Genomic DNA, 21,944 nt, shown 5'->3' with positions numbered 1-21,944 from the left:
CCACCGTCCGTGACATTTTCGCCCTTTCTTGTAACGCGCCCGCCGCAGGCTCAGCGTAATCGCAGCCACTCCCGCCTTCCATACTCGCGTCCATATCCGGGGTCTCAGACGTGGGCTCCGGATAGTTGGCGGGGCGTGAATTAGTGAGTTTAGACACGTTTGGAACGGGCTAATCGCTGCGGACAATCGCAGATTCGGTGCGCAAGGGCACCCTGGATTCAGGAGCGTGACCGCCATGAGTTTGGCCTATTTCCCAGTAGCGGAGATTGGTTACGACGAGCGTGACTACGACAACTGGCTTGCCACGCTGACTCAAGCGTCGGAGCGTCTTGACACCTTGCAGACCGTCGTCGACGAGCTGCGTGAGCTTTGCCGGCACGAAGACGTCGTCCAGAGCAGTGAAGTCCTAGAGGTGCTCGAGAAGCACCACGCCGTGGCCTGAGCGCCGCGCCGTCGCGGTCAGTACCGTGAGCCAGATGAAGTATCTGGACGTAGACGGCATCGGCAGAGTCAGCCGGATCGGACTGGGCACCTGGCAGTTCGGATCCCGCGAATGGGGTTACGGCGACAGTTACGCCTCCGGCCCCGCACGCGACATCGTCCATCGCGCACGCGCTTTGGGCGTCACCTTCTTCGACACCGCCGAGGTATACGGGCTCGGGAAGAGCGAGCGGATCCTCGGCGACGCACTTGGCGACGAGCGCGACCAGGTTGCCGTGGCCAGCAAGATCTTCCCGGTCGCGCCGTTTCCCGCGGTAGTGAAACAACGCGAGCGTGCCAGCGCGCGGCGGTTACAGCTCGAGCACATCCCGCTCTACCAGATTCACCAACCCAACCCGGTCGTCCCCGATTCGGTGATCATGCCGGGCATGCGCGACCTGCTCGACAGCGGTGCGATCGGCGCCGCAGGCGTCTCGAACTACTCGCTGTCTCGATGGAAGCAGGCCGATTCCGCACTCGGGCGACCGGTCATCAGCAACCAGGTGCATTTCTCACTTGCCCACCCGCAGGCGCTCAAAGGTCTGGTGCCGTTCGCCGAGCAGCAGAACCGCGTGGTGATCGCCTACAGCCCACTGGCCCAAGGACTTCTGGGCGGCAAGTACGGCGTGGAGAACCGGCCCGGCGGCGTTCGCGCGATCAACTCGCTGTTCGATACCGAGAACTTGCGCCGGATCGAGCCGCTGCTGCAGACGTTGCGCGACGTTGCCAAGGACGTCGACGCCAAGCCCGCGCAGGTGGCGCTGGCCTGGCTGATCAGCCTGCCCAACGTCGTCGCCATTCCCGGGGCATCCAGTGTCGAGCAGCTCGAATTCAATGTCGCCGCAGCCGATATCGAGCTGAGTGCGGATTCCCGCAAGGCACTGACCGACGCCGCCCTCAACTTCCACCCGGTGTCCACGAAGCGGTTTTTGGCCGACATGGTTCGGGAGCGACTCGGCTTGCACTGAGCTCCGCTAGCGCAAGCTCACGAGTTGGTCGACCGCTCTAGAGGATGTACAGCATCTCCTGATAGGTGGGCAGCGGCCAGAGATCATCGGCCACAATGCCTTCCAGTGCGTCGGCGGCGGTCCGGATCGTGTCCATCGCCGGCAGCAGCTCGTGCTGTGCATGCTTGGCCTCGTCCAGCACCGACTCCGCCGAATGGTCGGACAGCGCTGCTTTCAGCGTTGCCAGGCCCGCCTCGAGCTCAGTGATGGGAGCCGAAACCGCCTCCAGTGCAGTGATACTCGCTGCCAGGCCAGCCGCCTTCAGCGCCGCGACGTTCTGGGCTAGCTCCGTCTGGTAACGGATCGCGGCCGGCAGAATGATCGTCGAGCCGATCTCCAATGCGAGCTTGGCCTCAACGGCGATGGTCAGCGCATACTGCTCCAAACGCACCTCGTAGCGGCTGTGCAGCTCGCGCTCGCTGAACACCCCGTACTTCTCGAAGAGTTCGACCGCTTCCGGCTTGACCAGCTCCGGCACGGCGTCCAGCGTGGTCTTGAGGTTCGGCAAGCCGCGCTCGGCCGCCTCGATCTGCCACTTCTCCGAGTAGCCGTCGCCGTTGTACACCACGTCGCCATGTTCGGTGATGATCTCGGTAAGCAGCGCCTGCACTGCCTTGTCGAAGTCCTCACCGTTTTCGATGGCCTTCTCCAGCTTCGTTGCCATGTAGTCCAAGGAGTCCGCCATGATCGTGTTGAGCACGATCAGCGGCACCGCAACCGTCTGCCCGGAGCCGGGCGCCCGGAACTCAAACCGGTTGCCGGTGAACGCGAACGGGCTGGTGCGGTTGCGGTCACCCGGATCGGTCGGCAGCGGCGGCAGGGTGTCGACCCCGATGATCATGGTGCCCTTGCCCTTTGATGAGGTCGCGGCGCCCTTGGCGATCTGCTCGAACACGTCGGCCAATTGCTCGCCGAGGAAGATCGAAATGATGGCCGGCGGCGCTTCGTTGGCACCCAACCGGTGGTCGTTGGTGGCCGACGCGACCGAAACCCGCAGCAACCCGGAGAACTTATGCACGGCGCGGATCACCGCGGCACAGAACACCAGGAACTGGGCGTTCTCATGCGGGGTGTCGCCCGGGACCAGCAGCGAACCCAGCTCTGAGTTGCCCATCGAGAAGTTGACGTGCTTACCCGATCCGTTGACGCCGGCGAATGGCTTCTCGTGAAACAGACATTCCATGCCGTGCTTTTTGGCGATCGTCTTGAAGACAGTCATCGTCAGCTGCTGGTGGTCGGAGGCGATGTTGGCCCGCTCGAACATCGGCGCCAACTCGAACTGGCCGGGGGCCACCTCGTTGTGCCGGGTTTTGGCGGGAATACCGAGTTTGAACAGCTCGCGCTCGGTGTCCATCATGAAACCGAGGACACGCTCCGGGACCGCGCCGAAGTAGTGGTCGTCGAACTCCTGGCCCTTCGGCGGCTTGGTGCCAAACAAGGTCCTGCCGGCATTGATCAGGTCCGGGCGGGACAGGAAGAAGTGCCGGTCGACCAGGAAGTACTCCTGCTCAGGGCCGCAGAATGACACGACGTGATTGAGGTCTTTGTGCCCGAACAACTTCAAGACGCGCTCGGCGTGCACGCCCATGGCCTGCTGGCTGCGCAGCAGCGGTGTCTTGAAGTCGAGCGCTTCACCGGTCATCGAGACGAACACCGTCGGGATACACAGCGTGTTGCCGTTCGGGTTTTCCAGGATGTACGCCGGGCTGGTGACGTCCCAGCCGGTGTAGCCGCGCGCTTCGAAGGTGCTGCGCAGACCGCCGGACGGGAAGCTGGAGGCGTCGGGCTCACCCTGGATAAGCGTCTTGCCGGCGAATTCGGCCAGCGTCTGGCCGTCGGAGACGGGTTCCAGGAAGCTGTCGTGCTTTTCGGCGGTCAGGCCGGTCATCGGGTAGAAGACGTGGGCGTAGTGGGTGGCGCCCTTCTCCAGCGCCCAGTCCTTCATGGCAGCTGCGACGGAGTCGGCAACGGCGGGGTCTAACTTGGCGCCCTTGTCGATCGTCGCAACGATCGACTTGTACACGGCTTTGGGTAGCCGTGCCTGCATCTCTGCTTTGGTGAAGACGTTGGAGCCGAAGACCTGGCCCGGCGTCTCACCTGGATCAAAGCTGATAGCAGGAGGCACGTACGCCTCTACGTTGGTAATTGCCGCCAGGCGTACTGCGTTGCCGCTCAATCGAGCCCCTATCGCCACGATGCATCGCATCGGAATTGTCAGACCGTTGTGCGGCTGACGTTAGGGACGGTCGGTTCCGGGAATGTTACGTCGCTGTCAAACTCTTCGCGTGCACCGTGAATATTCCGGACAGATGGACCCGCTCGCGCGATTGGTCGGGCCCTAGAGCTTGAAACGGCCGGCAAACCCGCGCAGCGGCAGGTCAGCGCTGGTCATCAATCCCGGGGGTGCCGCGACTACGCCGGCAATGGCGGACAACGCGGGCATGCCCGTCACGGTCATTCCGATAGACGCGAAGTTTGCCGGATTGGACAGATCCACACCGGGCTTGGGGAAGATCATGTGCTTGTTGTAAACACGCGGGTCGCCGGTGATCTGGGTGATGTAGCAGCCCTTGATATGCCAGCTCGGGTCGGTGTGCGGAGTCATCTGCCACTCCAGATGCGTCTCGACGCGCGGGACGCCGTCCACCATTCCTTGATATTTGATGTAGTTGCCACCCAGTGATCCCTTGGGCAACGTGTACCAGCCCAGGTCCACGTCCTTCGTGCAGGCGCCTAGCTCATAGCTGAATTTCACCTCGTCCAGCGGCAGGTCGAAGCAGTCGGCCATCATCAGAACGCTGTCGGCGAATACCCGGGTGTACTTCTCCAGCTTCGTCGGGATCTCGGGATCGTCGACCGGAAGGCCGTAGCCGACCTCGATCCAGGTGTCCTTGGAGTGATGGCAGGAGACGTCCACCGATTCGATCGTGGTGACGTTCTCGATTTCGGCGACGTCGGCCGAACACACCACGCCCAGAATCTGATTCAGCCCGGGGTTCATGCCCGTGCCGTAGAACGATGCGCCACCCTTCTCGCAGGCCTCCTGCAGAAGCTGGCTCACCGGCTTGCCGGACGGGTGCGGGTGGTTGGTGTCGCGGTGCCACCCGGTGATCCAGTCCGCGGTGGTGACGATATTGATGCCCGCCTCAAGCACTTTGACGTAGAGGTCCTCGTCGGGAAACACCCCATGGAAGGTCAGCACGTCCGGCTTGGCCGCGATGATCTCCTCGATACTGCCGGTGGCCTTGACACCATTGGGCGCCGCGCCGGCCAGTTCACCACTGTCCTTGCCGACCTTATCCGGCGAGTAACAGTGCACGCCAACGAGTTCCAGATCCGGGCGCAGCGCGATCCGCTTGATCATCTCCGAACCGACGTTGCCGGTGGCCACTTGGAACACGCGCAGCGGTGCATTCATTCGGATCAGCCTTTCTGAGATGCGGCGTACACTTCGGCGGCGCTGCCACCGATGCCGTCGGGATAGAACTGCTTGGCCCACTTGCGAATTGCGGTGAAGCCCTCGTATTCAGCGGTCGCCAGCGCGGGCGGATCCGAGTACCGCTGGTGCCGCCAGATTTCGACGTCCTGCTCGAATTGGCGGATCACTTCTTCCCCGAATTCGCGCGCCTTGGTTTCGGCGCGCTCGGTGTCCTTGCCCGGTGTTCGGCCGATATAGACCATGAATCGGACGTCGGAGGTGGACTCGTCCACCGGGGTGATCGCCGAGATGGTCCGGTTGTCGATCATGCCCCAGCTCTTGGTCACCGCAATGCCCAAACCACCGTTGATGGCTTCCACCCGGCTGTCGATGTCCTCGATCTTCTGGTTGTCGTCGCCTTCGAAGGTGATGGTGAAGTCGACGAAAGAGACCGGTTCGGCGAAGTCGTGGCGGGTGAAGACGGGCACGATCGGCGTGTTGTGCACGTACTTGAAATGCGCGAAATCGACGCCGTTTTCGAGCACATACTGCGGGTGCATCTCCAGTCGCTCGCGATACAGCCGCTGCTGCGGGTAGTAGCCGTCGGCGCTGCTGCCGTCGTTGAATCCGGCGAAGATATCCGGCGCCTCGAAGAAGGGTTCACGGCCCTCGACGTCGTGCCAGATGTAGACCGACTCGTTGCGCTCCACGACCGGATAGGTGCGGATACGCCGGCCCCGGTTCGGGCGATCCTGATACGGAATACAGACGTTGCGACCCTCGTGGCTCCACTGCCATCCGTGAAACGGGCATTGCAGAATCTCGCCGACGACTTTGCCGCCGAAGCCCAGATGCGCGCCGAGGTGTTCGCAGAAGGCGTTCATCACGGTGAGCTGGCCGGACTCGGCGCGCCAGGCGACCATCTGTTGACCGAAGTAGGTCATTCTGTGGACGTCGCCCACGCCGATCTCGTCGGACCAGGCAACCTGGAACCAGCCGGTCGGCTTCATCGACAGCGGCGGTCTAGCCATGTCAGCGGATCCTTCCTGTTGGTCTCGGGCCGACGACATTGGATGTTAATGCCCCCGGCCGAAAATTCATAGTGGGTTCTATGAAATTCACGCAAGTCGGCTACCATCCAGTGCATGGCTCCCGCGGACGTGCAGCAGCGGCGCAGTAATAAGCGTGGCCTGGCCACCCGCGAAGCGATGCTGGACGCCGCGGTGCGCTCGTTGGCTTCCGGCGATCCGGGCGCGGTGTCGGCCAGTCGCATCGCTAAGGAAAGCGGCGCCACCTGGGGCGCGGTGCAGTATCAGTTCGGCGACGTCGACGGGTTCTGGGCCGCCGTCTTGCATCGCACCGCCGAGCGCCGTGACAAGACGATGTCGGCGTTCACCAGTGCCGAACCCGAGGCGCCCCTGCGCGACCGGGTCGGCGCGATCATCGACACCTTGTATCACGGTCTGGCGTCACGGGATTCGCGTGCGATCGAGAATCTGCGGGCCGCACTCCCCCGCGAACCCGACGAGCTGGAGCGGCTCTACCCACGCACCGCGGCCGAACTGTTCTCGTGGGGCAAAAGCTGGCAGGACACTTGCCAGCGCGCTTTCGCCGGTCTGGGCGTCGACCAGAAGAGGGTGCGCGAGGTGGCTGCCCTGATTCCCGGTGCGATGCGCGGTCTGGTGTCTGAGCGTCAGCTCGGCTCCTACGCCGACCTCGATGAAGCCCGCCGAGGGCTAACCAACGCGCTGGCAACCTATTTGGAGCACTCGCGTCCTACGTGACCCACTCGGGCTGCTGCTCGGTCTCGACCGCGGAGAAGTCCTTGTGACCCAGGCCTGCCGTGCACCCGCCGTCGACGACGAACTCCGAACCAGTCGAGTAGCTGGACTCGTCGCTGGCCAGGTAGATGACGAGGCTGGAGACTTCCCTGGGCTCGGCGGCACGCCCCAGTGCGGTCTGGAAGAGGTCGTCGGGCACCCATTCGGTCATCGGTGTCTTGATCAATCCCGGATGGATCGAGTTGACCCGAATTCCGCTGGGCCCCAACTCCAGAGCCGTGGATTTCGTCAGGCCGCGCACGGCGAACTTGGTGGCGGTGTAGCCGTGACAGGCGATGGTGCCGGCCATTCCCTCGATCGACGAGATGTTGATGATCGATCCGCGCCCGGCCGCCTTCATCGGCCCGACGACCGCTCGGATACCGAGGAAGACACCGGTCAGGTTGATGTCGAGAATGCGGTGCCACTCCGAGAGTTCGTATTCCTCGATCAGGCCGACGTTGATGATGCCGGCGTTGTTGACCAAGATGTCGACGCCGCCGAACGTTTCGACCGCGGTGGCGACGACACGCTCCCAATCGTCGGGTTGGGTGACATCGAGGTGTATGTAACGGGTCGCGCTGCCAACTTCTTTGGCGACCGCTTCACCTTCGGCGTCCAGGATGTCGCCGAAGACCACCTTGGCGCCCTCGTCGGCGAGCGCCCGAACATGCGATGCGCCCATGCCGCGGGCGCCGCCACTGACGACGGCGACCTTGCCCGCCAACCGACCTGCCATCGATTCCCCCTGCTGGAACGAGGCGACGTGAGTGTCGCCCAGCCAGGCAGCCTAGCGGCAGGACCGGATTGTCTTGCAGGTATTCAGAAAAGCACGCTGCCCGCGATTTGGAGCTGCGTCCACAACGCTTCGAGGCTGTTGACCATCGAGTCTTGGATGGTGAAGTAATTGGTCAAGCCGTCTACTACTGGAGCGCCCGCGGATGCGATTTCTTGCGCCGTCAAGCCAAGGTACTCGAGGTGGTCGCTCAATAGGCCCGCGTCGTTGAGGCCGTAGTCGTAATTCGTCCATCCATCCCCGGACAGCGCGTAGACGTCGGTCGGGTAGTAACTGTCGGGCGTTACCTGTCCCAGCACGACATCGGCGCCGAATGCTTTGAACATGTCGACGATGTACGGCTGCCACGATGTTGGGAATTCATCGACAAATGCAGTCAGGAATCCACCTTCAGCCGATGCACTGTCGCCCACCATGACAAAGTGCAGGTCGTCTGGCTTTATGGCGCCGTTGTCGTAGGCGGCGATCTGCTGTTCGGCCATTCCCATGACGACGTCGCTCTGTGAGTAGCCGAAGACATAAAGCGGACCATCGGCCATGTCACCGGCGTTGTAGTCAGCTTCTACGGTGCTTACCAGTGATGCCACGCCCTGGTTAATCGCGTCATTCAACGTGCCGCCCGGCACAACCTCCGGCATATCGAGCGTGGCGACGTTGCTGTAGCCGGGGTCAACGGTGAAACCTGCCGCATGGAGGTACAGATTCGCGGCGGCGTCCGCGTACTCCGGGTTGTCGACCGGAATGATGACTAGTGCTTCGTCGACCAATTTGTAGTCGACGTGTTGGGCATTGTGTGTCGGGGTGAGATAGGCCGCTCCGGCCATGAGCGTTGGTGCGGCAACAAGTGCACTGACAATTGCCTTTTTCATTGACTACGCTCCGCTGGCTTGAGAGGTAGCGGTGTTCACATACATCGGGCGGTTCCGATCTTGAGCTGAAAGCTCTTTTTGGTGGGCGGATATCGCATGGCGCTGGGGCCAGACTTGGGGCCGAATACCAGCTGGACTCCGTGTCGTCGATCCGCCGTGCCCGCGTGCTCGCGACAACGCGATGTGGCCGGCTGCGGCCACCGGACGCGCACCTGCGCGAACCGATACACGTCGTGCGGAAAATCGGGGGTAATACTCTCCCCTGACCCTGGGCGTCGAAGTCAGTCGCGGAAGACGACGGAAGTTACGGTAGCCCGTTCTTGTCCGGCTGTTCGGCAGTCTGAGAAATTCATAGGTAACGCCAAGCGGCCGTGCGATGCGGTTCTGACCTGATGGTGGGAACCGGGCGAGCAACGGCCGCCGCCCGCATCTCCCTCAGATCACCGGGCGTGTTCTGCCGTCACGGCATGTCGTGGGCAACCACGGTCACTCCGGTGCAGCGGATCGATTCTTGGACGACGAGGCCCCACGAATCGGCGGCGATTCCGCCGCCGTACCCCGTCCCGTCAGGAACGGACCCCCAGTAGTCGTCGCTCGATCACATCGGCGCCGTGCACAACGCCACCGGTTGCCTTGAATCCCTCGGCGACGCGCTTGGCGCCGGCAGTCATGGACATTGCTTGCAGAACTTTGGATTTCAACCTTGCCGCAGTGAGCTTCCGTGCCGGCAGCCGCTTCGAGGGTCACCTCGCGACAGGGCTTGCCGCACAATGAAATAACACGCCGCTGACGCGGAAACAGCTAAGCAAGCGGCCGCTAACTCGTTGAGCCGGCTCGAAATTCCTCCTCAACCTTCTTGCCGAGATCTGCGTCCACATTGCGCCAGTACTCGAAAACCCGCGACAGGACCGGCTCTTTCACACCCTTGGAGACATGGCCAACGATGTTGTGCACCAGCCGATCCCGCGCGTCGTCATCGAGCACGTCCCGCACCAGGGTTCCGGCCTGCCCCCAGTCGTCGTCTTCCTTGCGCAGTGTGTAGGCGGCACGGATCATCTCGCCATCAGCCTGCCAGCGCACCTCGGCGGCGCGCGCCGCGTCCGCGTGCGGGCCACCGTAGGAATTGGGCGCATACACCGGATCGGTGACGTTCTTGATCCGCATCGCGCCGTCTTTGGAGTAACTGTCGACCTCCACATGGGGGGTGTTGACCGGGATCTGCTTGTAGTTGGTTCCCAACCGGGCGCGGTGCGCGTCAGCATAGGAGAAGCCGCGGGCCAGCAGCATCTTGTCAGGGCTCAGCCCGGTGCCGGGCACGATGTTGTTCGGCTCGAAAGCGGCCTGTTCGATCTCGGTGTGGTAGTCGGTGACATTGCGGTCGAGCGTCAGCTTGCCCACGTCGATCAGCGGGTAGTCGCCGTGCGGCCACACTTTGGTCAGGTCGAACGGGTTGAACCGGTAGGTCTTGGCTTCCTCGAACGGCATGATCTGCATTTTCAGCGTCCAACTCGGGAAGTCACCACCCTCGATCGCGTTGTAGAGGTCGCGTTGGTGGTAGTCGCCATCCTCGCCGGCCAGCTGATCGCCCTCTTCCTGGGTCAGGAACTCGATGCCCTGATCGCTGATGAAGTGGTATTTCACCCAGAAAATCTCGTCGGCTGCGTTGATCCAGCTGTAGGTGTGGCTGCTGTAGCCGTTCATGTGTCGCCAGTTCCTGGGGATACCGCGGTCGCCCATAAGCCAGGTCACCTGGTGAGCAGACTCCGGTGACAAGCTCCAGAAGTCCCACTGCATGTTGTGGTCGCGCAAGTTCGTTGCCTGCATGCGCTTCTGGGAGCGGATGAAGTGCTGGAACTTCAGCGGGTCCCGCATGAAGAAGACGGGCGTGTTGTTGCCGACCATGTCGAAGTTGCCCTCCGACGTGTAGAACTTCAGCGAGAACCCCCGCGGATCGCGCCAGGTGTCTGGGCTGCCCCGCTCACCGGCGACGGTAGAGAAGCGAATCAGAGTGTCGGTCTTGGTGCCGGGCTGGAACACCGCGGCCCTGGTGTACTTGCTGACGTCGTTGGTCACCTCGAAGTGGCCGAACGCCCCGCCGCCCTTGGCGTGCGGTTGGCGCTCCGGGATGCGTTCCCGATTGAACTGCGCCATCTGCTCGATCAAGTAGTGGTCCTGCAGCAGGATTGGACCATCCGGCCCGACAGTCAGCGATCGTTCGTCGCTGGGCGCGGGTGCGCCGCCGTCGGTCGTGGTGTAACGCTCAGTCATGAAGTACCTCCTCGTCGCGCAGCGGCCCCAGGGCTGCGGGGCTGCTGTCCGGTAGTGGTACCCGCAACGAGCGCCAAATATCGACCCTCGGGCTACAGAAGTATCTTCGTCCGTTTTCTGTCCGCCGTACACCGATCGGCTTGCGGTCGGGAGATGAACATCTTCCGATGGTCGGCGACGGCGTTGATCGTTTCGGTCGCGCTCGCGGTGGCCGCGCCGGCGGGGAGTGATCGATGCAGCGAAGCACGAGCTCTGTCCGGACACACTGGGGCATTGAAGCCCGTAAGCGCTCGAGCGGGGCCGAAGGGTGCTGCCGGACCGCGCTGCATCTAAGTTGCGCCTGGGATCGAGAAACGCTTGGGAGCCAAACGATTAGAGCCGTACCCGCTCACCACAGAGCGGGTACGGCTTCTTAGTCTCGCGGGTGGGTTAGAGTGCCCGAACCTTGCTGGCCTGCGGACCCTTGGCACCCTGGGTGACCTCGAATTCCACCTGCTGGTTCTCTTCGAGGCTGCGGAAGCCTCCGCCGTCGATCTCGGAGTAGTGGACGAAGACGTCCGGACCCTCCGTTTGCGCGATGAAGCCGAAGCCTTTTTCAGCGTTGAACCACTTCACAGTTCCCTGTGTCATTTTGTATCTCCTGTGTCAGGATTCCGATCCGCGCCATGCGGAACGGCAGCCGAATGATCAGACGGCTACTTCTGGCTTGCCCTGCAAGGAGAAAGAGACGCCCGCACCAAGTTTCTGCGCGAGCGTGTGTGGAACACGAACACTTAGAATTTCGACTACCTGCATACTACGCGATCTACTGATGAAGTTGTTACACGGCCTCGGGGTGCGGGGCCCCGGCAGGCGGATTAGCTCATTCCACCGCGAGCGCCGCCGTTGACGGAGCCCTTACGACTCAACGGTTTCAGCCGAGAGCAGCGCCGACAACGTCGCACGCAACTCCCCGAATCGGCGTTCTCCCAAAACATCGCGCCAGCGCTTTTCCACTTCGAGCGCGTTGGATCGCATCACGCGCAACGCTTGGCGGCCCCGCGGCGTGAGCTCGATGATCCGCGCGCGAGCGTCGGAGGGATGCGGACCTCGAACGACGTAGTCGTGGCGTTCCAATTCGGCTACTGCCTGCGCCACGGCCTGCCGGCTAACCCTGAGCCGGTCAGCCAGATCTGACGCGTGCAAGCCGCCGGACGCCAGCGGCACCAAGGCGACCGCCTGCCCGGGCCGAATCCCGTCAAGCCCAGCGGCCGAGAAAGCCGCCCGCAACCCGGGCGCTCCGGACGCGGCCACCAGATTCACCAGAGCTGGCACCGTGGGCTCCCACTTGGCGTCTTGAGCGGCTCGCATGGCCTAAGAGTCTGCCACTAGCATCAAAATTGACAAGCTACTTGTCAAACATCCGCGGGGCTGCCACGATGGCGGCATACAATCTCGATACTTCCGGGCACTTGTTGTCAGTCTCCTGGCGGCCTCGGTGGTGGTACTCGGCGGATGCTTCGGTGGCGGCCACGCGCTGGGAACGCCGGGCGCGCAGTCAATTCCTGACGGGCAGTCCACACACACCATCGACGTCGGCGGGGTCGGCCGAACCTTCCATCTGTACCGTCCACCAGGGCTCAGCGGCGGCGCCCCGCTGGTCGTGATGATGCACGGCGGTTTCGGCACCGGGGCGCAGGCCGAACGCTCCTACCACTGGGACAGCGAAGCCGACGCCGGCCATTTCCTGGTCGCCTACCCTGATGGACTCATGCGCGCCTGGAACGCCGGGAGCTGCTGCGGCGAGCCGCAGCACACCAACGCCGATGACGTCGCCTTTATCACCGCCATGGTCGGCGCGATCGAGCAAGATATGCCGATCGACCGGGCGCGCGTCTATGCAACCGGCATGTCGAACGGTGCCATGATGGCGCTTCGCTTGGGTTGTCAGACAGACACATTCGCGGCGATCGCCCCGGTGGCCGGCACACTGCTCACCGGCTGCTCGGGAGCACGGCCGACATCGGTGTTGCAGATACACGGCACCGCCGACGACCGAGTCCCCTACAACGGCGGTCCAGGCAAGGCGTTCTCAGCCGACGGGAAGGCGCGCGTCGACGGCCCGTCGGTGGAGGCCGTCACTGCGACATGGCGCGGGATCGACGGCTGCGGACAACCCAATTCGACTACTGCCGGGGACGTGACGACCCAGACAGCCGGGTGCGCCGACGGGCACACCGTAGAACTGATCTCGGTGACGGGCGCGGGCCACCAGTGGCCCGGCGGCGAGCCGAGCCCGCTCGCGCAGAGGATCGGCAACATGCCGGAACCGTCGACAGCACTCAACGCTACCGACACCATCTGGCAGTTCTTCGCCACGAATCATCGATAGCGGGAAGCGGCCGGCCTTGAGCCACCGACCCTCGATCTGGCGGATAGTGAGCTTAACGGTCAGCGGGATCGACGAAGACTGGCTGCTCTCCCGACATTCCGGCCATAACGGCCGCGATCTGATTAGGTTTGCCGATCAACCCGACTTGTAGCTCGGATTCACGTATCAGGGCAGCGGCGGCGTCGTCACTGACCCATGTCTGGTCGTACAGGCGTTTGGCGGCACGGACGGCGTCAGGAGATTTCTGCGCGATCTCGTCTGCCAGTGCCAGCGCCGAGGCCAGCGGATCGTCACTATTTCGAGTGACCAGTCCGAGCGCCAAAGCGTCGCTTCCAGAAACGATGCGGCCGCTGAACGTCAACTCCTTGGCGACGTCGATAGGTACTAGTCGCGGGAGTGTCTGCGTGATGCCCATGTCGGGAACGAGGCCCCACTTGATCTCCATAATGGACAGCTTCGCTTCCGGCGCGGCGATCCGGATGTCGGCGCCCAGCGCGATCTGGAGACCGCCGCCGAAGCAATTCCCGTGAATCGCGGCGATCACCGGCGCCGGCACCAACGACCAGTCGTAGCTCACCCGCTGAGCAAAGTTGGCCAGCCGGTCGCCATCGCGCTCCAGCAGAACCCCGGTGCCACCCCCTCCGGACATGAAGCTGGCAACGTCCAGCCCCGAGCAGAAGCTCTTGCCTTCGCCGTGCAGCACCACCGCGCGAACCGAAGCGTCTTCTGCCAGTTGGGCTGCGGCATCCATCAAGCCCTCGAACATGGCTTGGTCAAGCGCATTGTGCTTGTCGGCGCGCACCATCGTCACCGTTGCCACGCCATTAGCACCAATTCGCACACGCACTCTGTCTTCGCTCACGTGTGGGAACTTACCGCGACGTCGAACCACACCAACCGCCGCGCATCTGCACTGGCGAGACCCCCAGTCAAAGAAAGCTGTTCGGACGCACAAACTGGCGCACAGCAATCACCGGTCGCCGCGCGGCGTCCAGATCGCTGGCCGTCACCCAGCCAAGCCGCCGATCGCCAGCAGCGGTCTCCCCCGCGGCACCGCACGCGAGGGCTATCCGATTGTCGGGCTGGGCGGCCATCGATGACCGTTCAACCAACCCGCTGGTAGAGGGCGACCGGCGGGGCGGCGTTAAGGGCAGGTGGCGTTCTGCAGACTGAGGTTGGCCGCAACCTTTTCCAGCAGTCGGTGCAATTCGGCGCGCTCGGCAGTGTCGAGTGCGGCGACGGTGCGCTCTTCCAACGTCTTTTGGGCGGCTTCGATTTCGGGACGAAGGGCGCGGCTGCTTTCCGTTGCTTCGACGAGCACGGCGCGTCGGTCGGCGGGGTCGGTGGTCCGGGTGACTTTGCCAGCGCGCTGTAGCCGCTGAAGCATCTTGGTCACGGTGGACGGGTCGAGACCCAGGGCGTTGATCAGGTCGGCCTGGCGCACGACCCCTGCTGCCCATAGATGCATCATCAGCACCTCCTGCCCCGGGTACAGGCCGGTGCTTTTGAGGAGTTCGCCCGCCGCGGCGCGGTGAAGCCGAACCACCTGGGCAAGGGCCCGGCTCACCGGGCCACCCGGCCCGACGTCGAGCGGATCGCGGCTCGGTTGCTGGGGTGTCATGCCGTCAGCCTAACTGGTTGGCCGGCCAAGTAACGTGCTACACTCACGGTAGAGCATTAGTTGGTCGGCCAATTATATCGAGGAGATCCGCACATGAAGCTGGGATTGGGCCTGCCGCACCATGGCGTCGAGGCCACTCCGCAGAGAATCGTGGAGTTCGCGCAACGCGCCGAGGCACTCGGTTTCGACTCGCTCTGGGTGTTTGAGCGGCTGCTACGAGCGGTGAAACCGGCGGAGGGGTGGCGGACTCCGGAGTGCTACGCCAACGTCTTCGCGGCCGTTGGAGACATTGACCTACGTTGCCGTCCATACCAGCACGATCCGCTTGGGGACCAGCGTCCTCGCTGCGCTCTTCCACGTGCCGGTAATGCTCGCCCGCCGCCTCGCGACGCTGGACCATTTGAGTGCCGGACGCCTCGTCGTGGGTCTGGGACAGGGCTGGTCGGCCGACGAGTTCGCTACCGCCAATGTGCCGATGGGACGCCGCGGTAGCGGTTTCGAGGAGTTCATCGAGGCGATGCGTGCCACCTGGGACCCCGACCCTGTCAGCTATCAGGGCCGTTTCTATCGGATCGCGCCGTCGCAAGTCAGCCCCAAACCGCTGCAGCCCGGCGGCCCGCCCATTCTCATCGCAGCAGCGCCGGGAGTCGACGCCTCCGTGCAGCGCGCCGCACGGTTAGGGGTCGGACTGAACCCGGGGATCCACGAGTGGAAATCCTTTGAACAGCAACTCGCGAGCTTCCGCACCGCCGTACCCGCTGGTGAGAGTCCCGGCCCGATCGTCGTGCGCGTCAACAACCCCGTGACCGAAGCCCCGCTCGAGGAGGCCGATCGCTTGCCGCTGTCCGGGTCCGTCGGCCAGATCAAACGCGACCTGCTCGGGGTTGCCGAACTCGGCGTCGACGAGGTCATGTGGGACCTCACCCAGGCCGAAGTTCCCTACAACGTCCAACTCACACTGCTGGACCAACTCATCACCGCGCGACCCGCCGAATCCGTCGGACGGCGTCGCGAACTCTAGACCTGCTCGCCGAGGCGAGACCAGGGCTTCGATTCGTCGAAGCAATTCCCAACCAATATCCGCAAATCAGTCAAAGGAGTAGAGGATGACCGAGAAGAAAATCATTGCGATAGTGGGCGCGACGGGCGTCCAGGGCGGCGGCCTGCTCAGGGCGATCATGGCCGACCCGGACAGCCCGTTCACCGCGCGGGCCCTGACCCGCAACACCGGCTCCGACCGGGCGTGTGAACTCGCCTCCCAAGGGGCCGAGGTCATCGAGGCAGACCTCGACGATGAGACCAGCCTGCGCACGGCCTTCGACGGCGCCTACGGCGCCTATGTGGTCACCAACTTCTGGGCCCAGCGCACCCCCGAACAGGAGCAGGCCCGTACCCGCGCCGAGATGGAACTCGATCAGGCCGCGGCCGCAGCCCGCGCCGCCAAGGACACCGAACTACGCCACGTGGTGTGGTCCACCCTTGAGGACACCCGGCCCCACTTTCGGCGACTCGGTATCGAGGTCCCCGACGCCCTGGGCAACTACAAGGTCCCGCACTTCGACGCCAAGGCCGAGGCCAACGCATCGTTCACCGCGCTCGGCGTGCCGACCACCTTCCTGCAGACCACGTTCTACTACGAGGCTTTCCTGCAAGGCCAAGGCCCGCACCGTGACGACAACGGCGAGCTGGTTCTGTCACTGCCGATGACCGACAAGAAGCTTGCGCTCGTCGCCGGTGAGGACATCGGCAAGACCGCGCTGGGTGTCTTTCGGCGCGGCGGACAATTCATCGACAAGACTGTCAGCATCGCCGGCACCCACGCCACCGGGGAGCAACTCGCCGCGATGTTCACCGCAGCGTTGGGCGAAAAGGTCATCTACCGACCGATTACCACCGATCAGATGCGGGCATCCGGCCAGCCCGGTGCCGTCGAGGTCGCCAACATGTTCCAGTTCTATTCCGACGCGTCGGATTACTTCACCGGAGTGCGCAACCTCGACCTGGTGCGTGAGCTCAACCCCGAACTCCAACCGCTCGACACCTGGCTGACCCAGCACAAGAACGAGATCCCGCTCGACTGAATTCCTTTGCGAGTTCCCCGAATTGATACCGGCACGATTCGCGCCGCGCATCGCGCGGCGCGAATCAAAGGAGGTTAATGATGAGTTCCTTGGCGGAGACTGACGAGCAGCCGCACTTCGACCGTAGCGATATGCTCATTATCCACAACATGTTCCGCCGCGAGTTCGCACTGATGCCCGGGCTCGTCGGCGCTATCGTAGCGGGCGACCACGACCGCGCCCAGATCATCGGTGATCACGTGGAAGCTGTGATCGCCCTGTTGCACGATCACCACACCCACGAAGACGAGGACATCTGGCCGCTGCTGCTCGATCGCTGTACCCGGGCGGCTCGGCTGGTGGGGCTGATGCAAGGTCAACACCAACAGGTCGCCACGCTGCTCCACGAGGTCGACGAGGCGTTGAGCATCTGGCGCGATGCCGTCACGGTCGAGTCTCGCGAGGTCCTGGCGGACGTTCTCGGCAGGCTGATCCCGGCGTTGAAGGAGCACCTGAGTGCGGAGGAGGACCGTGTCGTTCCCCTCATGGAGCAGTACATCACGGTCGCCGAGTGGCACCCGACCATGGGGAGCGAATTGGCCGCCGACCCAGCACAATCCGCACTCACGATCGGCCTGCTGATGTATGAGGGCGATCCCGACAGCATCGACCATTTCATCGCCGCCAGGCCCGCCGACGCCCGCCCCGTCATCAGGCAGCTGGGGGCAAAGACGTTCGCGGACCACTCCCAGCGGGTCCACGGCACCGCCACCCCACCGCGCAGCACCGAACTCTAACCAGGAGTCGAGGTGACTGACGAACCTCACGACCTGATGTTCGGCGCCCTCCGCGAACAGCCCCGAGAAGGCGCACTGAGCAACAGGTTTCGCCGAGGGCGTCGAGCTCGTGAAGGGCGCATCCACCTGCGCAACCTGTTGCGCCACAACAAAAGATCGTTCCGGCCAACGCCGGGCAACTCGGAGGAAAACGCCGGATCGCCCATTCGCCGGCCTGACCGGCCGACAGGGGAAGGAAACGACGCATGTCAATGCCGCCCGGGATCGCGTTCGGCACCGGCGCCAACCGCGACGTCGGCCGAAACACGGCGCTGGAGCCAGCCGACCCGCCGCACGAGCGCGGAGACGCCGCGCGCAATCGTGCCCAGTTTTTGGACGCGGCGCGCCGGCTAATCGCCGCGCGCGGCCCAGACACGGTCACCATGGACGAAATCGCAACGGCGGCCGGCGTCGGCAAGGGCACCCTGTTCCGGCGGTTCGGCAGCCGCTCAGGGCTGATGATCGTGCTGCTCGACGAGGACGAGCAGGCCGAGCAGCATGCGTTCCTGTTCGGTCCGGCGCCGCTGGGCCCTTTATCAGTCCGCGCACCGTCAAATATCACCTGAGCAAAGTGTTTATGAAGCTCGGCGTCACTTCGCGCAGCCAGCTGGACCGGGTCCTGCCCGCTGACTGACCACGCGGACTGTCCATCGGCGGATTCGAACGCAGCGGCGAGCGACCGACACTGGGCACAGTCGCCGACTCGTTGCGCGACGAGCAGCCCCTATGGAGATCTCGTGAGCACTTGGTTCAACGGCATCGAGCCAGAGTTCCGGACCATCGATGGATTGGCCATCCGCTTCGCCGAGAGCGAGAACCGAGACGACCACGCCCTGTTGCTCAGTCCGTGGCCGGAGAGCCTGTTCGCCTTCGAGCCGACGTGGGAGCGGCTGGCCGTGCACACACATCTGGTGGCGATCGACTTACCGGGATTCGGCCACTCCCAGCGCCGCGATGAGCTGCTCTCGCCGCGGGCCATGGGCGAGTTCGTCATTCGTGTCGCCGACGCATTCGGGCTCGACAGCCCGCATGTGATCGGTCCCGACATCGGCACCGGCGCGGCCCTTTTCGCGGCGGCCTTGTATCCGGGTCGGTTACGCAGCCTGATCGTCGGCAGTGGCGGTGCGGCGTTTCCCCTCCAGCTGGGCGGGGTGCTGAAGGACTGGGTCGAAGCCCCCGACCTCGAGGCATACCGCCACGTTGATCCGCGCCAGATCGTTGCCGCTGCTTTAACCGACATCCAGCGGTACGCGCTTCTCGACTTCGTTCGCGAGGACTACCTGTCCTCCTACGACGGCGACCGCTTCGTCGAATCGATGCGCTACGTGCGCAGCTACCCGACCGACCTCGCGGCGCTGCGTTTTCTGTTGCCGCAGATCAAGACGCCGGTGCAGATCATCGGCGGCGGCCGAGACCTGGTGGTGCCACCGGTCAACGCCGAGTTCCTCCATGAGCGCCTGCCCAACAGCAGGCTCAACTTCGTCGACGCCGGTCATTTCACCTGGGAAGACGCCGCCGACGAGTACGCGGCGCTCGCCACCGGCTGGTGGGAAGGAGGCTACGCGACCCTCGGATCAGCGCGAGCACGCTAATCGGGGCAGGACGGCGGGTAAGCGCCGTGCCGCTCCCGGCATCCGTCGAACTTCAGACTCTGACAGACAGGAGAACCCGATGTCCGTTGAGGACGTACACCTACGCACCGACGTGCCGAGCGAGCCCAGTGCGCGTTTCGCGTGTCGTCTGGACGGCCCGGTAGCGGTCGTCACCATGAACTACCGGCCTTACAACCTGATGAACCGCGAGTTCACCGAAGAGCTGATCGAGGCGCTTGGCTGGGTCCGGGACTCCGGTGCCCGGGCAGCGATCCTGCGCAGCGGACTGCGGCATTTCTCGGCCGGTGCGGACCTGGACGCGATGCTTGAGGCTGCCGGGCGCGGCAACGGCGTCTTGGGCTGGCCGATCCTGGAGATGCTGCGGGCCTTCGACGAGCTGCCCATCCCGATCGTGGCCGCCGTGCACGGCAACTGTCTGGGCGGCGGACTGGAGCTGGCGTTGGCCTGCGACCTGATCATCGCCACGGAGTCGGCCAAGATCGGCTCGGTGGAGGCCACCGTCGGGCTGCACCCACTGGCCGGTGGCATCCAACGACTCACCCAGCGCGCCGGGGCGGCGCGGGCCAAGGAGATGGCCATGCTCGCGCGCCGCTACGACGCGCGCACCCTTGAGCGCTGGAACGTGATCAACCGGGTGGTCGCCGACGAACAACTCGACCAAGCCGCGGCCACCCTGGCCCGTGAGCTCGCCGGAGGCCCCACCATCGCCCATGCCGCGACCAAGGCCCTGGTCACCGTCGCGATCAACGAGGGAGTCGGGGCCGCCGACATCGCCATGACCGAGCTGCAAAAGCCGATCTTCGCATCGGAGGACTTTCGCACCGGGGCCGCCTCGCTCAAGCAGAACGGCCCCGGCATGGCCAACTTTGAGGGACGCTGAAAGATGGCTGCACTGACCGGAATCCGCGTTGTCGACTTTTCCCGGGTGCTGGCCGGGCCGCACTGCGCGCAAACCTTACTCGACCTGGGCGCCGAGGTGATCAAGGTTGAACCCCCATCGGGGGATATGGCCCGGCGGGCCTTCCCTGGTACCGGCGAGATCTCCGGCTACTACGCCCAGCAGAACGCCGGCAAACGCAACATCTCCATCGACCTCAACGTCGACGGGGCACGCGAGATCGCGCTGCGGCTCTGCGATGAGGCCGACATCATCGTGGAGAACTTCCGCCCCGGCACCCTCGCCGGGTTCGGGCTGGGCTACGACGACGTCGCCGCACGCAACCCTCATGTTGTCTACGCCTCGATAAGCGGCTACGGCCAGCACGGGTCGTGGCGTGCACGCGCTGCCTACGCCCCAACAGTGCAGGCCGAGACTGGAATCACGGAGATGTCCAACGCGCACTGGGGCACCCCGCAAGACCGTCGCCGCAGCGATTCGCTCTCACACGCCGATGTCTATTCCGGGCTGCATGCCGCGATCGCCATCCTCGCGGCGCTGAATGAGCGCAGTGTGACCGGCCGCGGCCAGTACATCGATGTGGCGATGGCCGCGGTGATGCTGGCGGTCAACGAACGAGTCCACGTGGATTTATCCGATGCCGACCTTGGTGACGAGCCGCCCATCCTCGGCGCCACCGACTGCGTGTTTTTCATCGGACCCGACGGGAAACGGTTCATCAGCCCGCTAAGCCTGGTCAGCAGCTTGTCGTTCCCGTTCTACCTGGCCGCCATGCGCCGACCCGACCTCGCCGGGGACCCACGCTTCGCCACCCCAACGGATCGGCGACGCAACCTGGACGCGCTACACGAGATCGTGCAGCGCTGGATCTGGACCTTCACCGACATGGCGTCACTGGAGGCGCAGCTCGACGAGGCCAAGATCCCCACCGGCTCGCTGCGCGACATCTCCGAATTCGCCACGACCGACTGGGCGACCCAATGGGGAGCCACTCGCACTGTGCCCGACGGCGCCGGCGCACGGATCATCGTCCCAGGCCGGCCCTGGCACTTCACCGGCGGCTCCAAGACGGATGACAGCACCGATCCCGCCGAGACCGCCGACAACGGCCGCGAGCCCGACCGGGAGCCTGCCCGCCAGGGCGAGCACAACGAAGAGGTGCTACACGAACTCGGCTACAGCGACGAGGAGATCTCCGACTTCACCAATCGCGGGGTGCTGGTACACACCCGCGACACATACTGAGCACCGGGAATCAGGACAACCACCACGCGGCTGCGGCACCGTTTTCGGTGGACCTTGGGCACGGCCTTAAACACAAAGGCATTCAACGCATTACGAGAAGCTATGTCGGACGTGGCGGGTGGTCGTTCGGTGCATTCTTCACGTCGTCGCCAGTACTTAGTCTCATGGGTGTTTCATGATGTCGGGCGCGATCCAGGGGCCTTCGGGTTCGACCGCGTCGCGGTTCATCTCGATCGCCTGGATGCCACCTTCGGGCATGGTGAGCAGACGCAGGAACGTCTGGTCGGGATCGCGAAATATCAGCAACTGACCGGCGAGGGCCGTGATGACGGGTGAGTGCTCGATGCCGACCGCGTCGAGGTGATCGCTCCAGGCCTGCATGTCGTCGGCCACGAAACTGACCGGGTCATAGCCGGCAATGGCGGTGGCGGCATCGGGGGCCCACCGCAGCTCGATCGGGATGTCGATGCCGGGCAGCTGCAGGATCACGGCGTAGCGGGCGCCGGCGCCATCGTAGTGATCGAACTGGCTCAGGTGCTCCGCGTCGAACACCCGCTGATACCAGGTCAGGCTGGCCTCCAGGTCGCTGACCGGCAGTTTGACGTGATGTAGGCCTTTGAGCCGCGGTGCTGTCATGGTGAG

General features: G+C 64.1%; 21 protein-coding genes and 2 pseudogenes. 12 read left to right on the top strand and 11 right to left on the bottom strand.

All coding sequences use genetic code 11. The features are described from left to right. Window positions 1–235 precede the first annotated feature (235 nt). Window positions 236–442, top strand: coding sequence for a hypothetical protein (locus tag VGH54_RS04775; protein ID WP_331510788.1), 207 nt, complete (start codon window positions 236–238; stop codon window positions 440–442). A 34-nt stretch (window positions 443–476) separates the two neighbouring features. After that, window positions 477–1,448 carry an aldo/keto reductase gene (locus tag VGH54_RS04770; RefSeq protein ID WP_331510787.1) on the top strand — a complete coding sequence of 324 codons (972 nt, stop codon included), beginning with the start codon at window positions 477–479 and terminating at the stop codon, window positions 1,446–1,448. Between the two features lie 37 nt (window positions 1,449–1,485). Here VGH54_RS04770 and VGH54_RS04765 read toward each other — a convergent pair whose 3' ends face one another. The 3 genes from VGH54_RS04765 to VGH54_RS04755 form a co-directional block, all read right to left on the bottom strand. Next, window positions 1,486–3,663, bottom strand: coding sequence for a glutamine synthetase III (locus VGH54_RS04765; RefSeq protein ID WP_331510786.1), 2,178 nt, complete (start codon window positions 3,661–3,663; stop codon window positions 1,486–1,488). Window positions 3,664–3,825: 162 nt separating this feature from the next. After that, window positions 3,826–4,905, bottom strand: a complete 1,080-nt coding sequence (locus VGH54_RS04760; protein WP_331510785.1) for a dihydrodipicolinate reductase — start codon at window positions 4,903–4,905, stop codon at window positions 3,826–3,828. A gap of 5 nt (window positions 4,906–4,910) precedes the next feature. Beyond that, window positions 4,911–5,936 (bottom strand): Rieske 2Fe-2S domain-containing protein, encoded by a 1,026-nt coding sequence (locus VGH54_RS04755; RefSeq protein WP_331510783.1) that lies wholly within the window; start codon window positions 5,934–5,936, stop codon window positions 4,911–4,913. Window positions 5,937–6,050: 114 nt separating this feature from the next. On the opposite strand from VGH54_RS04755, the gene VGH54_RS04750 reads away from it, so the two are divergent. After that, on the top strand, window positions 6,051–6,689 hold the full coding sequence (locus VGH54_RS04750; protein ID WP_414688639.1) for a TetR/AcrR family transcriptional regulator: 639 nt from the start codon (window positions 6,051–6,053) through the stop codon (window positions 6,687–6,689). On the opposite strand, the gene VGH54_RS04745 is transcribed toward VGH54_RS04750, so the two are convergent. The 5 genes from VGH54_RS04745 to VGH54_RS04720 all read right to left on the bottom strand — a co-directional run bounded on the left by VGH54_RS04745 (window position 6,682) and on the right by VGH54_RS04720 (window position 12,008). Continuing rightward, window positions 6,682–7,464 (bottom strand): SDR family oxidoreductase, encoded by a 783-nt coding sequence (locus VGH54_RS04745; RefSeq protein ID WP_331510782.1) that lies wholly within the window; start codon window positions 7,462–7,464, stop codon window positions 6,682–6,684. The genes VGH54_RS04750 and VGH54_RS04745 overlap by 8 nt on opposite strands. An 83-nt stretch (window positions 7,465–7,547) precedes the next feature. Then, window positions 7,548–8,345 (bottom strand): PE-PPE domain-containing protein, encoded by a 798-nt coding sequence (locus VGH54_RS04740; RefSeq protein WP_331510781.1) that lies wholly within the window; start codon window positions 8,343–8,345, stop codon window positions 7,548–7,550. 861 nt (window positions 8,346–9,206) lie between these two features. Continuing rightward, on the bottom strand, window positions 9,207–10,658 hold the full coding sequence (locus VGH54_RS04730; RefSeq protein ID WP_331510780.1) for a catalase: 1,452 nt from the start codon (window positions 10,656–10,658) through the stop codon (window positions 9,207–9,209). Between the two features lie 429 nt (window positions 10,659–11,087). Then, window positions 11,088–11,288: a cold-shock protein gene (locus VGH54_RS04725; RefSeq protein ID WP_331510779.1), complete on the bottom strand. Its 201-nt coding sequence runs from the start codon at window positions 11,286–11,288 to the stop codon at window positions 11,088–11,090. Window positions 11,289–11,555: 267 nt separating this feature from the next. Further along, window positions 11,556–12,008 (bottom strand): MarR family winged helix-turn-helix transcriptional regulator, encoded by a 453-nt coding sequence (locus tag VGH54_RS04720; RefSeq protein WP_331510778.1) that lies wholly within the window; start codon window positions 12,006–12,008, stop codon window positions 11,556–11,558. A gap of 76 nt (window positions 12,009–12,084) precedes the next feature. On the opposite strand from VGH54_RS04720, the gene VGH54_RS04715 reads away from it, so the two are divergent. Then, a complete protein-coding gene (locus VGH54_RS04715; RefSeq protein ID WP_414688642.1) occupies window positions 12,085–13,029 on the top strand; it encodes an alpha/beta hydrolase family esterase in 945 nt (314 codons plus the stop codon). A 52-nt stretch (window positions 13,030–13,081) separates the two neighbouring features. Here the strand turns inward: VGH54_RS04715 and VGH54_RS04710 are convergent, their stop codons facing one another. Together VGH54_RS04710 and VGH54_RS04705 are read right to left on the bottom strand one after the other, a co-directional pair. Further along, window positions 13,082–13,891 (bottom strand): crotonase/enoyl-CoA hydratase family protein, encoded by an 810-nt coding sequence (locus tag VGH54_RS04710; protein WP_331510777.1) that lies wholly within the window; start codon window positions 13,889–13,891, stop codon window positions 13,082–13,084. Between the two features lie 282 nt (window positions 13,892–14,173). Further along, window positions 14,174–14,650 carry a MarR family winged helix-turn-helix transcriptional regulator gene (locus tag VGH54_RS04705; protein ID WP_331510776.1) on the bottom strand — a complete coding sequence of 159 codons (477 nt, stop codon included), beginning with the start codon at window positions 14,648–14,650 and terminating at the stop codon, window positions 14,174–14,176. 277 nt (window positions 14,651–14,927) lie between these two features. On the opposite strand from VGH54_RS04705, the pseudogene VGH54_RS04700 reads away from it, so the two are divergent. From VGH54_RS04700 to VGH54_RS04665, 8 genes and pseudogenes are all read left to right on the top strand, one after another. Then, window positions 14,928–15,671: pseudogene (locus VGH54_RS04700) on the top strand (LLM class flavin-dependent oxidoreductase); the annotation flags it as partial. Between the two features lie 85 nt (window positions 15,672–15,756). After that, window positions 15,757–16,731: an NmrA/HSCARG family protein gene (locus VGH54_RS04695; protein WP_331510775.1), complete on the top strand. Its 975-nt coding sequence runs from the start codon at window positions 15,757–15,759 to the stop codon at window positions 16,729–16,731. A gap of 80 nt (window positions 16,732–16,811) precedes the next feature. Then, window positions 16,812–17,507: a hemerythrin domain-containing protein gene (locus VGH54_RS04690; RefSeq protein ID WP_331510774.1), complete on the top strand. Its 696-nt coding sequence runs from the start codon at window positions 16,812–16,814 to the stop codon at window positions 17,505–17,507. A gap of 251 nt (window positions 17,508–17,758) precedes the next feature. Next, window positions 17,759–18,079, top strand: a pseudogene (locus VGH54_RS04685) (helix-turn-helix domain-containing protein); the annotation flags it as partial. 2 nt (window positions 18,080–18,081) lie between these two features. Continuing rightward, a complete protein-coding gene (locus VGH54_RS04680; protein WP_331510792.1) occupies window positions 18,082–18,180 on the top strand; it encodes a LuxR C-terminal-related transcriptional regulator in 99 nt (32 codons plus the stop codon). A 103-nt stretch (window positions 18,181–18,283) separates the two neighbouring features. Then, complete coding sequence (locus VGH54_RS04675) at window positions 18,284–19,138, top strand: alpha/beta hydrolase (protein WP_331510773.1); 855 nt, start codon at window positions 18,284–18,286, stop codon at window positions 19,136–19,138. A gap of 79 nt (window positions 19,139–19,217) precedes the next feature. Beyond that, complete coding sequence (locus VGH54_RS04670; RefSeq protein ID WP_331510772.1) at window positions 19,218–20,039, top strand: enoyl-CoA hydratase/isomerase family protein; 822 nt, start codon at window positions 19,218–19,220, stop codon at window positions 20,037–20,039. 3 nt (window positions 20,040–20,042) lie between these two features. After that, window positions 20,043–21,302, top strand: coding sequence for a CaiB/BaiF CoA-transferase family protein (locus tag VGH54_RS04665; protein WP_331510771.1), 1,260 nt, complete (start codon window positions 20,043–20,045; stop codon window positions 21,300–21,302). Window positions 21,303–21,464: 162 nt separating this feature from the next. Here VGH54_RS04665 and VGH54_RS04660 read toward each other — a convergent pair whose 3' ends face one another. Then, window positions 21,465–21,938, bottom strand: coding sequence for a VOC family protein (locus VGH54_RS04660; RefSeq protein ID WP_331510770.1), 474 nt, complete (start codon window positions 21,936–21,938; stop codon window positions 21,465–21,467). Between the last annotated feature and the right edge of the window lie 6 nt (window positions 21,939–21,944).

The sequence above is a fragment of the Mycobacterium sp. genome (genome assembly GCF_036488105.1).
GTDB lineage: Bacteria > Actinomycetota > Actinomycetes > Mycobacteriales > Mycobacteriaceae > Mycobacterium.
The sequence above is the reverse complement of the archived record's forward strand: the minus strand, read 5'-3'. Positions and strand labels throughout refer to the sequence as shown.